Source organism: Wenzhouxiangella sp. 15190 (assembly GCF_003417465.1).
Taxonomy (GTDB): Bacteria; Pseudomonadota; Gammaproteobacteria; order Xanthomonadales; family Wenzhouxiangellaceae; genus Wenzhouxiangella.
This window is the reverse complement of record NZ_QVMV01000027.1, coordinates 79,900-93,283: the sequence shown is the minus strand read 5'-3', so window position 1 is coordinate 93,283 and position 13,384 is coordinate 79,900. Positions and strand designations below refer to the sequence as shown.

Sequence of the window (13,384 nt, the reverse complement as noted above, 5' to 3'; positions counted from 1 at the left end):
TGCTTTCAGTCAGTGCGGCGTTGCGAGAGCACCGCGAGCGATACTTTCGAGTCTTTCGGGGTCGTTGATGGTGATGTAGCGCGTGTCCATGTCGAGCACGCCCTCGCGCTGCAGCGCGGTAAGGCTGCGTGACAGCGTCTCCGGCTGGACGGCCAGCAGCCCGGCGATATGCTTCTTGCTCGACTCCAGGCGGAAGGTCTTCGGTTCGTCCCGGCGCCGGTACTCATCGAGTAGGTAATGAGCCACGCGCAAATGAGCGTTCTGCAGTGCCAGCGATTCGATCTGGTTGATCTTCTCGTGCATGCGTCGGCTCAGCGTGCCGAGCAGGCGGAAGCAGGCTTCCGCGTCGTTGTGGAAGGTCTTGACCAGGTCGTCGGCGTCGAATCCGACCAGTTCGCTGGGTTTAATTGCGGCGCAGTGCACCGGATACACTCGCTGGGGCATGAAAAGCGTGGCCTCGGCAAAGCTGCGCCCCGGGTTGATAATGGCGATGATCTTCTCCTGCCCCGCATCGGACAGTCGGAAGAGCTTGAGTTGCCCCGTACGACACAACCAGATGCGCCGGGCGGGGTCGCCGTGGTGGAACAAGTGCTCACCGCGGGCTACGGTGACCACACGTGCCTTGGTCAATACACGTTGCGATTCGGTCTCGTCGAGCCCCGACAGCAGCGGAAACTGGTGCAATTCATCCCGGGTGGGATGGCGGATGTTGTTCATGGCAGGATTTCCTTGAACGGCCCGCCCGGCGAGCCGAAATTGACGTATAGCCAGTAAAACAGTATCTAGGATACTTCTTTTTGATCAAAATCAATAAACCGGATCATCGATGAACATGAGAAGGCAGGAAGAAGACGAGCTGGTCGACTGGCTCAGCCCGCTGTTTCTCGGTTCCTACGCCGAGAACAACGAGTTGCTGGAGAAGGTGCTCGTCGAGTTGTTGCGCGACCATGTCTATTGGCGCCGCAATATCCATCCCGAAGACCGGCCGCAGATCCCGGTGCTGGCCGATACCGGCCCGGAATACCGGCGCTTCGTCGGCCGCATGAAGACCGAGCTTCATGGATTGACCGCCCGGCTGAAAAATTCCGCGCCCTTTTTCAACCCGCGCTATATCGGGCACATGGCCTCCGACCTGCTGCTGCCGGGCCTGATCGCGCAGCTGGTGACCACGCTCTACAACCCCAATCACGTCACCGACGAGGCCTCGCCGGTGACGCTACCGCTGGAGCTGGAGCTGGGCCGGCAACTGGCCGCGATGTTCGGTTTCAACACCGATCCCGAGCAGGAGCCCTGCGCCTGGGGCCATGCCACCTCCGGCGGCACCATCGCCAACGACGAATCGCTGTGGTACTTCCGGGCCGTGCGCTATTGGCCCCTGGCGGCCGCGATCGCCCTGCGCGAGGCCGGGTTCGACCCCGGTGCGCTCAAGCATGGGCCCGAGGATTTCGTTCACGCCCCCGATCACGTGCTCTTCAATCTTTCGGTCGACCACGTCATTCGATTGCGGCGCGAAGTGCTGGCGAGCATCGATCACCAGCTTGATCGACGCCAGGCGCGGGACCTGGCGCGCCGGATCGAGTCCGAGCGGGTCGAGTATCTGGGCATGGCCGAGTTCCATCTTCGCCACCCGGAGCTGGGAACGCCCGTCGTGCTGGTCGCCGATACCGCGCACTACTCCTGGGAGAAGGCGCTCAAGCTGCTGGGCCTGGGCGCGGCCAACCTCGAGCCCGTGGCCGTCAACGAGCGCATGCGACTGGATTCGAAGGCGCTCGACGATGCGCTGGCGCGCCTGGCCGACGAGCGCCGCCCGGTCCTGGCCGTCGTCGGCATTCTCGGCACCACCGAGTTCGGTTCCATCGACCCCGTCCACGAGATCGTCGCCGCCCGCCAGCGCTGGCGCCGCGAGGGAATGGAGTTCGCCATCCACGTCGACGCCGCCTGGGGCGGCTACCTGGCCAGCATGTTCCATCGCCCGGACGGGACCCTGCTTGACCACGCCGAGATGCGGCGACGCTTCCACCTGTTTCCTTCCGAGCCGGTTTACAAGGCGTTCGCCGCGCTCAGGCATGTCGACTCGGTCACCGTCGACCCGCACAAGCTCGGCTACGTGCCCTTCGGTTGCGGCGCCTATGTCGCGCGCAACCGCGGCATGACCGACTTCATCAGCCAGAAGGCGGCCTATGTCTTCGATGATGCCGAGACGGTCCCCGATTCCGAGTACGAGCGCCGCTTCCGCAACCTCGGCCAGTACATTCTCGAAGGCTCCAAGCCCGGCGCGGCCGCCGCCGGGGCCTGGTTGAGCCATCGGGTGCTGCCGCTCGATGCGGATAACTTCGGTCGGCTGTGCGCCGAGACTATTCGCAACTGCGAGTACTTTTTCGAGCACATCGACCAGTTGCGCGACGAGCTTGCCGGCGTCGCCCGTGTCGTTCTGCCCTTCGAGCCCGACACCAACCTGGTCTGCCTGGCCATCAACCCGAGCGGAAACCGCTCGCTGGCGCGCATGAATGCCTTCGGCCGGCGGTTATACGAGCACCTGAGCGTGGGCGAGGAAGTCGATATCCACTCACGCGAGTTCTTCGGCTCGCGCACCGTGGTTCATCGTCACAAGCTGGGCGAGCGCGCCGCCGAACGACTCATGGCCGAACTCGACCTGGACCCGTCCACCTTCGTCGACGAACCGGACGACTCCGGCGAGCAGGCCGACAGCATTTTCCTGCTGCGCCACACGCTGATGAATCCCTGGCTGTCCGGCCACGATGAAGGGATGAACTATCTCGACCGCTATTGCCGCCACCTGGCCGAACTGGTGCGGCAGGCCATGCGTGATCAGCCGGGATGAATCATTCGCCGAAAAGGACGAATCATCATGTACAAACCGGGCACCCCGATCGCGAGCGTCAGCCTGGCCCTGGCCAGCCCGATGGCCGCCACGAGGAATTGCACCGGGTTTTGCAGGCCTACCCCGAGTTCTTCGATCAGCCGGGCTGGACTCGCTGACGAAAGCGCTGCAGCAGGGCGAACAGCACCAGCAGCGCTGACGACCAGGCGACCGCTGCCAGCAGCAGGCCGGCGTGGCTCGCACCCCCGAGCAGGCGCGCCAGCGCGGCCAGCGAGACCAGCACGGTCATAACGGCAAAGTATCCGCCGACCTGGTCGAGCGGAATACGCAGGCGCAGCAAGCGTGTGCGCAACATCACGCTGGTCGTCAGGGTACCCAGCGCGCCGACGGTGATGGCATGGGTGGCGGCATTGGCGGGCAGGCCGATGCCGAAACCCCGCTCCGCGCCCAGCAGCAACAGCCCGATACCAAGCCAGGCATAGCCGACGCCGAGGCAGAGCAGGTCGGCCCGCCGCCGGCACAGCCACAATTGCCAGCGGCCCAGGCGCACCAGGGCCAGCGTGCCGGTGACAACGAGTAAAAGGCCGTGGACCGGCCCCGCAGCGGGAATGAACGCGGTCCCGGCCGCGGCAATCATCGCCAGCAGGATGGCGCCTTCGATATTCGGCTGCACACGCGCGGTCAGCGTTCCCCCCGCACCTTCGATAACACCCGCCGCGGCCGGGGCGATCAGTCGGCCCCCGAAGAACAGCATCAGCATCGCGAACAGCACCACCGCTTCGCCCAGCAGCAGGTAGCTGAGAAGGCCCCCGCCGTGGAACGACAGCAGCTGAAAGCCGGCCGCCGCCGCGCAGATTGCCAGAACCAGTGGACCGGTGAGGCGGTTGCGCCACTTCTTGGCCGCCTTCATGAAGCGTGGCGCGGCGGTCGCCGCGACCAGCGCGGCGAAGCCGAGGTTGAGCGCAATGGCCGGCAGACTGCCCGGCATGAACAGGAAAGCCAGGCGCGCGCCCAGCCACAGGACCATCATCAGGGCGAGACGCGGTGCGGATACCCGGTTGATCAGAAATCCCGCCACCACCGCCAGCGCATAGCCGAAGAGCAACTCGTGGGCATGGCCGGCCGGCGTGCGCAAGCCGGGCAGCGTCGGCAACAAGCCGGTCCAGCCGAGCACGAACGCCGGTACGCTGAGCGCCCCGTAGAGCGCCGCCAGCGGAAAGAGCCGGGTCTCGGTAACGACCCGGGTCGACCCGGCGGCCGGCCCGGACTGGACATGCGAGGAATCTGGCATAATATGTATTCTACATACATCTAGTCACCTCCAAGCGCGGGCGTCACAAGCGGCGCCGGGAGCAGCAAGCCATGTCGAACCCGATCGAAGCCCCGTTCAAGGCTTGGGAATGCACGGGCTGCGGCCGCATCGAGGCGCCGCAGCCGTGTCTGGGCATCTGCCAGGACCGTGCCGTCGAGCTGGTCCATGCCGAAGCCTATCGGCAACTTCAGGCCGACAACGCGAAAATGCGCGATCTGATCCTGCGCCTGGCGCGTACCAGCCCGCGCGAAGGCGCGTGGGAGAGCGGCTACCGGGCTTTGCAGGCGCGCGCCGCCGAGTTGCTGGAGCGCCTCGACCGCCATGAACCTCCTGGGTCGGTGTCAGAATAGGCGAAGTTCCTTACGCAGCAATCCGCCCATGGCCGTCGAACTCGACCTTGAAGACCTGATCGCGGCGCGCGATCGCATTCGCGACCAGGTCACACACACACCGCTGGAACACAGCGAAGCCCTGTCCTCGCGCCTGGGCGCCGAGTTGCGACTCAAGCACGAAAACCTGCAGCTCACCGGATCGTTCAAGTTTCGCGGCGCCAGCCACAAGCTGGCCCGACTCGACACAGGCGGTCAACGCCCCGCTGGCGTGGTGGCGGCTTCGGCGGGCAACCATGCCCAGGCCGTCGCGCGGGCCGCGCGCAGCCGCGAAATTCCGGCCACCGTGGTCATGCCCGAGACTGCGCCGATGACCAAGGTGGCGGCCTGCCGCTCGCTGGGTGCGCGCATCGAGCAGATCGGCACCACGCTGGAAGAAGCCACCGAGCGCGCACACGAACTGGCCGAAGCGCAGGGACTGGCCTTCATATCGCCCTACGACGACTGGGACATCATCGCCGGCCAGGCGAGTTGCGGCCTGGAAATGCTCGAGTCCATGCCGGAGATGACGACGGCGGTCGTGTGCCTCGGCGGCGGTGGCCTGCTGTCGGGCATCGCCCTGGCGCTCAAGCTGCAGCGCCCGGACATTCGTCTCGTCGGTGTACAGGCTGAGGCCGTTGCCCCCTGGCGGCACTTTCTCGACGACGGCGAGTTCGAAGCGGTCCAGCCGGGCTCGCGCACCATCGCCGACGGCATCAGCGTCAAGGCGCCGGGCAAGCTCACCCGCCAGGTGATCGGCGAGTACGTCGATGAAATCGTGACCGTCGACGACAACGCCATCGCACGGGCCATCGTCACCCTGCTGGAGACGACCCGCACCATCGGCGAAGGCGCCGGCGTGGTCGGCCTGGCCGCGCTGCTCGACGGCCGCATCGAACTGGGTGTCGACGAACGGGTCGCCTGCGTTATCTCAGGCGGCAATATCGACATGTCCCTGGTCGGGCGCTCGATCGATTTCGGTCTCAGCGCCAGTGGCCGGCTGCTGAGTATCGCCGTGACCCTCCCGGATCGTCCGGGCAGCCTCTCTGGCCTGATCGCGCAGGTGGCCGAACTGGGCATGAACGTGCGCGAGGTGCGCCACCGCCGCGGTGAAACGCATGTGCCGGTCGGCTTGACGGAAATTACACTCGAGTTGGAAACCCGCGATTCGCAACATCAGCAGCAGTTGCTTGAACGTTTGCGGGAACAGGGCCTGAGCGCACGTGTCCTGGCTGCATGAGTGAATACGCCAACAGGAGGTGTCCCGTGACCCATCCGGAGATCCGCTTGCGTCGGATTTATGATGAACCGGGCGAAACCGAAGGTACGCGCGTGCTCGTCGACCGCATCTGGCCGCGTGGGATTTCGAAGGACCAGGCCGGTCTCGACTACTGGTTCAAGGAGCTGGCGCCCTCGACCGAACTGAGAAAGTGGTTCGGCCACGACCCGAAACTGTGGGCCGCGTTCAAGCAGAAATACCGCAAGGAGCTCGAGGGAGACGACCAGCGTGACAAGCTCAAGGAGCTGGCCGAGCTGGCCGCGTCAGGTCCCGTCACGCTGCTGTTCGGTGCGAAGGATCCGGAGCACAACCAGGCAGTCGTACTCCGCGAAATACTGGAAGAGATGCTTTAAAGTCCCCGATAGGGGATCCTAAAACCCCCTCGCTTTTAGGCGATGGATCGAGCTTAAAAAATTCCAAATCCCAATCAGCAATTGCCAAACAAATCTCGAAGGACCGAATTTTTAATGACCGAAACGGGCATGGAGCCGAAGTGCCAGGCTTGTGTGCATGGGCAGGTGCAGGCACCCAATTGCAAGGTCGGTAAGAGCCGAGCCGGCCCTAGATTGCGGCAAGTGGCGTGATCTGCCCCCCTCGCGGTTTGGGTCATTGGAATTTCGTTCATTGAGAATTGTTTGAAAATTGGTGCTTGTGATTTGGTGCTTCAACCAGTCGGCCGTATGGCCGATCGATCCGGCTTTGAGCAGTAACAGCAAGCCATCGGCTTTAGCCGGTGCTCGTTGGCGTGTGATCTCTTAGTCGGATTGACCGCGCTCGTCGCGAACGCGCTGCTGGGCGTGCCGGAAAGCGTCCTCGATTTCCACGTTGTCGAACATCGGCATGGGCTGATCGGGCTCGGGGTCGTGCAGCACGAAGACCGCGCCGCAGTACTCGCACATCTCGCGTCCGGAGCGGTGGACCGGTACGTAGACACGTGGGTGGGCGTTCCAGACCTTCATTGCCGGGGTCGGGCACGAAAGCGGCAGATCTTCCCAGCCAACCTCGTACTCTTCCTGCCGGCAGGCCGGTTCGAGTTCACCTTCCTTGCGCTTGGCGACCATCGAGTGCTCTCCGAAATCGATACGGTTCAAAGGCGATATGGTACCCGTTTGCGCTCCCTGGTGGTGCTTCGTGCGTCTTTTCAGGGCCCATCGGCTTGCCTGATTGATGTCAATTTCACGCCCCTTGCGGCGTGCTAGTCTCATTTGCCAACCCAGCCCTGAGACTCTCGACAATGAAGTGTGATGTGGCGATTGTCGGCGCCGGACCCGCCGGCCTGTGTCTTGCCCGTGCCCTCGATGGAATGGGCCTGGATATCCGCCTGTTTGACGCCAGCCCGCAGGAATCACTGGCCTGCCCGGCCGAGGACGGACGCGAAATCGCCCTGACCCACGCCTCGCAGGCGGTACTCGAGCGAATTGGAGTCTGGCAACGGCTGGATCCGGAATCGCTCAGCGAGTTGCGCGACGCGGCGGTCTTCGACGGCGAATCGGCCCGTCCCATGCGCATCACCCATGCCGACGGCGGGCATGAGCGACTCGGCACCCTGGTGTCCAATCACCACATTCGCCGAGCCGCCTGGGAGGCGGTCGCCGACCAGAAAGGCGTCGAAGTCGACACGGGCGTGACCGTGGACACCACCGAGCTCTCGGCAGCGGGGCGGCGGCTGGGCCTTTCGGATGGACGGTCGGTCGAGGCCGGCCTGGTCATCGCCGCCGATTCGCGTTTCTCGGGTCTGCGGCGGGCGGCCGGCATCGGCGCGCGCATGCGCGACTTCGGCCGTAGCATGCTGCTGGCGCGGGTCGCGCTGGAACAGGATCACGAGCACGTTGCCTGGGAGTGGTTCGGCTACGACCGCACCCTCGCCCTTCTGCCGCTCAACGGCCGGCGTGCATCGGCGGTGATCACGCTGCCCCACGAACAGGCGCGAAGGCTGTCCCAAGTCGACGAGGCCGACTTCAATCGTGAAGTAACGGGCATGTACCGGGATCGCCTCGGTGCGATGCGCCTCGAAGGCCAGCGCCACCTCTATCCGCTGGTGGGCGTGTGGCCCGACCGGCTGGTGGCCGAGCGCCTGGCGGCCGTTGGCGACGCCGCCGTGGGCATGCACCCGGTGACCGCACACGGATTCAATCTCGGCCTGACCGGAATCGACATTCTCTCGGGTGAGATGCAACGTGCGGCCGGCCGCGGGCAGCCGGTTTCGCAACTCGCGGTATTGAAGGCCTACCAACGCCGTCACCGATTGGCCAGCCTGCCGCTGTACCTGGCGACCGCTTCGGTCGTTGGTCTCTACACCGACGATCGACTGCCGGCCCGGATCCTGCGCCGGTCGGCGTTGCGGGTTGCCAACCGCGTCGCCCCCTTCCGCCAGGCCGTGGCTCGTCAACTGACCGGAAAAGGCGGTTTTCCAGGGCCGCTGGCTTTAGTGCGGGGCAGCGGGCAATGAGCCGGCGCATCCTGATCATCCAGGGTCACCCCGACCCGGCCGGCGGGCATTTCGGCCATGCCCTGGCCGATGCCTACCGAAAGGGGGCCGAGTCCGCAGGCCATCGCGTCGAGGAAGTGCGCCTGGCCGATCTCGATTACCCCATGCTCTCCAGCGAGAAAGAGTGGACCGACGGCGAGATCCCCGAGTCGTTGCAACCGGCCCAGGCGAAGATCCGGGACGCCGACCACCTGGTGTTCTTCTTCCCGCTCTGGCTGGGTACCTTGCCGGCACGGGTCAAGGCCTTCCTGGAGCAGGTAATGCGTCCCGGCTTCGCGTTTGCCGCGGAGGCACGCGAAGGGATCGGCGAGCGCTATCTCAAGGGCAAGTCGGCACGCGTGGTGATCACCATGGGCATGCCCGGTCCGGTCTATCGCTGGTTTTTCGGCGCCCATGGCTACCGCAACCTCAAGCGCAACATCCTGCATTTCTGCGGTATCAGGCCGGTTCGTCGTTGCTTCGTCGGCGGCGTGGCGGGCAAGAACGATCGCGGCCGCAAACGCTGGCTGAAGCGGCTCGAATCGCTGGGCCGAAAGGGCGCCTGAAGGCGAAGAGCCGGCCGGGCAGTGGCGGCCAGGGCGAACTACGGGTCTCGTTGCACTGCCGTCATTTGCCCGTCCGGGCCGATCAGTACGAGCTCGCCTTGCTGGCCGATATCGAAGCGTTGCACCTGGGCCAGCATGTTCAGGAAACGATGCTCCAGGGACATGCGCGGCTCGGCGCAGGCCATCCTGGTCGCCGCCACCGTGTCGATCGAAAGACCCTCCCCACTCAGTTCATATCCCGCCGTGTACTGATTGCAGGCCGCATGGCCGCTGACACGACCCTCGGCGTCGAACTCGATCGTCATTGCGATTTCCTCTTCGTCTTCCCCTGTTTCGGGAACTGCTTGTTCACCGAGTCGGGTGACGCGCCAGTCCGTGTCAACCAGCAAGTCCCGCGGCCGCCCCCCGCAGCCGTCCAGCCGGCCGCCCTCGAATTGCACCTCGACTGAATAGGGGTGCGGCATCCCGGTCGCCGAGTCGCGGCAGACGGCGCGGCGGAAAGCCGCCAGTATCGGGCCGTGCTCGCCCATGCCCCGAAAGCGTGTCGTCATCGCGCTCGAACCGGTCTGGATCATGCTCGCCGTCGTAAAGGTTTCGCCGTAGTCGCTGGTCAGTTCGATGCGCTCTTCGTCGAGCTCGATCCGCCAGCCGGGCTCGTTGCCTCCGCCGGACAGCGGCGGCTCGAGGGCCGTGACACGGTGGCAGTCGGACAGGGTTTCTTCGCCGCGAATGAACACGACCTCGCCGCCCTTTTCGTGAATACCGATTTCATCGTCGTCCTGCGACTCGTAGCGCACGCCGGAAGCGGCCGGTACCGGTTCGAGGGGATGGAGCTGGTGGTCGACCGCCAGAAAGATCCGCTCGCCGACCGCGCCGAACATCAGCGTCGCCGAGTCGCACTGCCAGCCCTGTCCGAAGCCCATCTCGATCGGATGGTGCAGGTGAATCCTTCCCATCCGCGCCGTGCCTTCCCGCGGCAGGACGAGTGTCGGTCCGGTCAGTCGCAACAGCCGCTCATCGGAAAGGATGGCCGCGCTCAATTCGTAGAGCACGGGAGAGTCACTTTCGGGTTCGACCGAAAACCCGAGTGGGATCGGAACCTGATGGCCCTCCAGGTGCGTGCTGAAACGCGTCAGGGTAGTGCGGCCTTCGCGACCGACGGCATCGACGGCGACGAGCATTTCGGCATCAGCCGGCAGGGCGAGACGTTCGGGATGGAATAGCTCGGCCTCGACGAAAAAGGAATCGGGCGCGTCATCTTCAGCGTCTTCCTCGTTCGATCGCATGTCGACCGTCCAGGTACATCCGGCCAGCCACAGCACCGTTGCGGCGCCCAGTATCGCTCGCATCATCTATGGTGTTTCCTTGCGGGGCCTGAGTGTTACAGACTACCGATTCGGTCGGGGGTTCGCACGGTACTGGCCCCTCAGCGTTCGAGGTGCTTCAGCTTGCCCGGTACATCCTCCCATTCTTCGGCGTCGTCCGGCGCGGGCTTCATCTCCGTGATGACCGGCCACTCGCGCGAGAGCTCGGCGTTGATCTCGAGAAACTGCCGCTGATCGGCCGGAACGTCGTCTTCGGGGTAGATTGCATCGACCGGACACTCGGGTTCGCACAGGGTACAGTCGATGCATTCTTCCGGATCGATCACAAGAAAGTTCGGCCCCTCGTGAAAACAGTCCACGGGACAGACTTCCACGCAGTCGGTGTACTTGCATTTGATGCAGTTTTCGGTGACAACGAAGGTCACGGTTGCACCTCCAATCGTTCCGGTGTTGGCGTGCAGCATATCATGCATGCAAAATACATGTTTTGTCGATCTGGGATAATAGCGACATGAATGGTCAGGACTCGGCGGCGGTAATCGGGCGTTTGCGTCGTCTTCTGGGCGACGAGGCCGTCATCAGCGATCCGGCCGACCTGGCCGAACGGGTGGGTGAGCCCCGTGGGCGCTATCGCGACCTGCCGCTGGCCTACCTGCGTCCGGCAACCACCCAGCAGGTGTCGGCTGCGCTGACGCTGTGTCACGAAGCCGGTCTGGTCATCGTGCCGCGTGGTGGCAATACGGGGTTGGTGGGCGGTCAGTGCGTGCGCAGTCCGCACGAAGAGGTGGTCATCAGCCTCGAACGCATGCGCGAAATCCGCCGCGTCGACGCCGACGGCGCCAGCCTGATCGCCGAGGCCGGCTGTCCGCTCGCCCGGGTCCAGGAGGCCGCCGCCGCGGCCGGACTGCTTTTCCCCATGAGCCTCGCCTCGGAGGGCACGGCGACCATTGGCGGCAATATCGCCACCAATGCCGGCGGTCACCTCACCATTCGCTACGGCAACATGCGCCAGCAGGTTCTGGGCCTCGAGGTCGTGCTCGCCGACGGCCGGATACTCGACGGGCTCAAGGGTTTGAGAAAGGACAACAGCGGCTATGATCTCAACCAGCTTTTCATCGGCTCGGAGGGGACCCTGGGCATCATCACCGCCGCCTCGCTCAACCTGGTTTCCGCCCCAAGGCAGAGCATGACCGCGCTGATGGGTGTTGCCGATCTACCATCCACATTGACCCTGTTGCGCCTGTTGCGGCGACACCTTGGCGAAACCATCTCGGCGCTGGAACTGATGCCGCGCCTGGCGATGGACTTCGTGCTCGACTACCTGCCCGACGCGCACGACCCGCTTGTGCGTGAGCATCCCTGGTACCTGCTACTGCAGGCCGACACGGCCGTCGCCGGTGATTGGTTGCGCGACGCCTGTGCCCGTTCACTCGAACGCGCCGCCGACGAAGGCGTTGCGGCCGACACCGTGGTCGCCGGCAACGACATCCAGGCAGACAGCCTGTGGCGTCTGCGCGAGTCCGTTTCGCCGGCGCAGAAGATCGGCGGGGTCAGCCTCAAGCACGACATCTCGGTGCCGGTGGCCGCCATCCCCGAGTTTGTCGACGAGACTTGTAGCGCCCTGGCCGAGCGCGTTCCCGGCATCCGAGCCTGCGTGTTCGGACACGTCGGCGACGGCAACCTGCACTTCAATCTCAGCCAGCCCGAAGGCATGGATCCCGAGGTGTTCAGGGCCCTGGAAGCCGACTGCAACCGCATCGTGTTCGATGCCGTGATGCGCCACCGTGGTTCGATTGCCGCCGAGCACGGTATCGGCCAGCTGCGTGCCGAAGAACTGGCCTTGCGCGGAGACACCGTGCGGCTCGGCTTGATGCGGCGGCTCAAATCCGCCTTCGACCCCGAGGGGTTGCTCAATCCCGGCAAGATCCTCACCAAAGGCGGCCACGGCAACTCGTCATGCGGGTAACGGTCATCGGTGCCGGCGTGGTCGGGGCCTGCACGGCGCTGGCGCTGGTCGAGCGCGGATTCGAGGTGACGCTGATCGATCAGCGCGAACGGGTGGCCGAGGCGAGCAGCCACGCCAACGGCGGCGGTATCACGCCGCTGCATTCCGAGCCGTGGAATGGCCCCGGCCTGGCGGGCAGCCTGCTGAAATACATGGGGCGGGCCGATGCGCCGTGGCAGCTACCACCGCAGCGGCTGCCGGGGCTCGGCCGCTGGGGTATTCGTTTTCTGGCGCAGTCGCGCCGCGCGCGCTTCGTGGCCAACGCGCGCGCCAACATCCGCCTGGGCCTGTACTCGCTGGATCGGTTGCGCGACTGGCGGGAACGCTATGCCATCGACTACGCGCAAACCACGGCCGGGTCCATGCAGCTCTACTTCTCCCGTCCGGCCTTCGATCGGGCCCTGGCGATGCGCCGTGAACTGATTGCCGGCCTGGGCGAGGTCGAGCCGCTCGATGCCGAAGCCGTCGTCGCGCGCGAACCGGCACTGGCACCCGTGGCCGATCAGCTGGCGGGCGGGCTGTTTTACCCAACACACGAGTCGGGTGACGCGGCGTTCTTCGCGCAAGGTGTCGCCGAAGAGGCCGAGCGGCAGGGCGCGCAAATGCGGCTTGGCGAATCCATTCGCCGGATCGTCTGTGACAAGCAACAATTGACGGCGGTCGAAACCGATCACGAGACGATTCCGGCGGACGCCTGTGTGATCGCCGCCGGCCCGGAAACGACGGAATTGCTCCGCCCGCTCGGCATCCGGGTACCCATCCAGCCCGTGCGCGGCTACTCGGCGACCTTCGAACTGGAAGATGCCGAGTCCTTGCCGGCGCTGCCCCTGCTCGATACCGCGCGTCGTTTCGTGACGCTGCGCCTGGGCGAGCGCGGCCTGAGAATCGCCGGGCTGGCTGATTTCGCCGGTCATCACCGCGCCATTCCGCCGGCGAGAATGGACGTCCTGCTGGACAATGCGCGCAACTTGCTGCCGGCGCTGGCCGATCACTTCACGCCGGCCGCGGGTCGGTTATGGGCCGGGTTGCGCCCGGTCACCCCCGATGGTCGCCCGCTGCTGGGGGCCACGCGCATCGAGGGCCTGTACCTCAATGCCGGGCACGGCCCGATGGGCTGGACCATGGCCTGCGGCAGTGCTTGTGCCCTGGCTGACCGCATCGCAGGGCGCACGCCGGAAATCGATTTGTTGCCCTACGATCCTTCCCGCTGATGTTTGAGG

Annotated in this window: 13 protein-coding genes; 8 read left to right on the top strand and 5 right to left on the bottom strand. The window is 65.2% G+C overall.

The window, feature by feature from the left end; all coding sequences use genetic code 11:
* Positions 1–9: 9 nt before the first annotated feature.
* Positions 10–717 (bottom strand): Crp/Fnr family transcriptional regulator, encoded by a 708-nt coding sequence (locus DZK26_RS06605; protein WP_116898256.1) that lies wholly within the window; start codon positions 715–717, stop codon positions 10–12.
* A 109-nt stretch (positions 718–826) separates the two neighbouring features.
* Here DZK26_RS06605 and DZK26_RS06600 point away from each other — a divergent pair, with 109 nt between their 5' ends.
* Positions 827–2,842, top strand: a complete 2,016-nt coding sequence (locus DZK26_RS06600; RefSeq protein WP_116898255.1) for a pyridoxal-dependent decarboxylase — start codon at positions 827–829, stop codon at positions 2,840–2,842.
* A 136-nt stretch (positions 2,843–2,978) separates the two neighbouring features.
* On the opposite strand, the gene DZK26_RS06595 is transcribed toward DZK26_RS06600, so the two are convergent.
* On the bottom strand, positions 2,979–4,133 hold the full coding sequence (locus DZK26_RS06595) for an NnrS family protein (RefSeq protein ID WP_116898254.1): 1,155 nt from the start codon (positions 4,131–4,133) through the stop codon (positions 2,979–2,981).
* 71 nt (positions 4,134–4,204) lie between these two features.
* On the opposite strand from DZK26_RS06595, the gene DZK26_RS06590 reads away from it, so the two are divergent.
* From DZK26_RS06590 to DZK26_RS06580, 3 genes are read left to right on the top strand one after another with little or no spacing between them, the layout of a single operon-like run.
* Positions 4,205–4,504 carry a hypothetical protein gene (locus DZK26_RS06590; protein ID WP_116898253.1) on the top strand — a complete coding sequence of 100 codons (300 nt, stop codon included), beginning with the start codon at positions 4,205–4,207 and terminating at the stop codon, positions 4,502–4,504.
* A 28-nt stretch (positions 4,505–4,532) separates the two neighbouring features.
* On the top strand, positions 4,533–5,762 hold the full coding sequence (ilvA, locus tag DZK26_RS06585; RefSeq protein ID WP_220337145.1) for a threonine ammonia-lyase: 1,230 nt from the start codon (positions 4,533–4,535) through the stop codon (positions 5,760–5,762).
* A gap of 26 nt (positions 5,763–5,788) precedes the next feature.
* A complete protein-coding gene (locus DZK26_RS06580) occupies positions 5,789–6,154 on the top strand; it encodes a DUF488 domain-containing protein (RefSeq protein WP_258870862.1) in 366 nt (121 codons plus the stop codon).
* Positions 6,155–6,556: 402 nt separating this feature from the next.
* Here the strand turns inward: DZK26_RS06580 and DZK26_RS06575 are convergent, their stop codons facing one another.
* Complete coding sequence (locus tag DZK26_RS06575) at positions 6,557–6,892, bottom strand: zinc-finger domain-containing protein (RefSeq protein WP_258870861.1); 336 nt, start codon at positions 6,890–6,892, stop codon at positions 6,557–6,559.
* 143 nt (positions 6,893–7,035) lie between these two features.
* Here DZK26_RS06575 and ubiM point away from each other — a divergent pair, with 143 nt between their 5' ends.
* Positions 7,036–8,250, top strand: coding sequence for a 5-demethoxyubiquinol-8 5-hydroxylase UbiM (gene ubiM / locus DZK26_RS06570; protein ID WP_116898250.1), 1,215 nt, complete (start codon positions 7,036–7,038; stop codon positions 8,248–8,250).
* Complete coding sequence (locus tag DZK26_RS06565) at positions 8,247–8,834, top strand: NAD(P)H-dependent oxidoreductase (protein WP_116898249.1); 588 nt, start codon at positions 8,247–8,249, stop codon at positions 8,832–8,834. Before ubiM ends, DZK26_RS06565 begins: the two co-directional genes overlap by 4 nt.
* Before the next feature lie 38 nt (positions 8,835–8,872).
* On the opposite strand, the gene DZK26_RS06560 is transcribed toward DZK26_RS06565, so the two are convergent.
* Both DZK26_RS06560 and fdxA read right to left on the bottom strand, forming a co-directional pair.
* Positions 8,873–10,186, bottom strand: a complete 1,314-nt coding sequence (locus DZK26_RS06560) for an META domain-containing protein (protein WP_116898248.1) — start codon at positions 10,184–10,186, stop codon at positions 8,873–8,875.
* Between the two features lie 74 nt (positions 10,187–10,260).
* Positions 10,261–10,584, bottom strand: coding sequence for a ferredoxin FdxA (gene fdxA / locus DZK26_RS06555; protein WP_116898360.1), 324 nt, complete (start codon positions 10,582–10,584; stop codon positions 10,261–10,263).
* Between the two features lie 86 nt (positions 10,585–10,670).
* On the opposite strand from fdxA, the gene DZK26_RS06550 reads away from it, so the two are divergent.
* On the top strand, positions 10,671–12,125 hold the full coding sequence (locus tag DZK26_RS06550) for an FAD-binding oxidoreductase (RefSeq protein ID WP_116898359.1): 1,455 nt from the start codon (positions 10,671–10,673) through the stop codon (positions 12,123–12,125).
* A complete protein-coding gene (locus tag DZK26_RS06545; protein ID WP_116898247.1) occupies positions 12,116–13,375 on the top strand; it encodes an FAD-dependent oxidoreductase in 1,260 nt (419 codons plus the stop codon). The genes DZK26_RS06550 and DZK26_RS06545 overlap by 10 nt, the downstream gene beginning before the upstream one ends.
* The last annotated feature ends 9 nt before the right edge of the window (positions 13,376–13,384 follow it).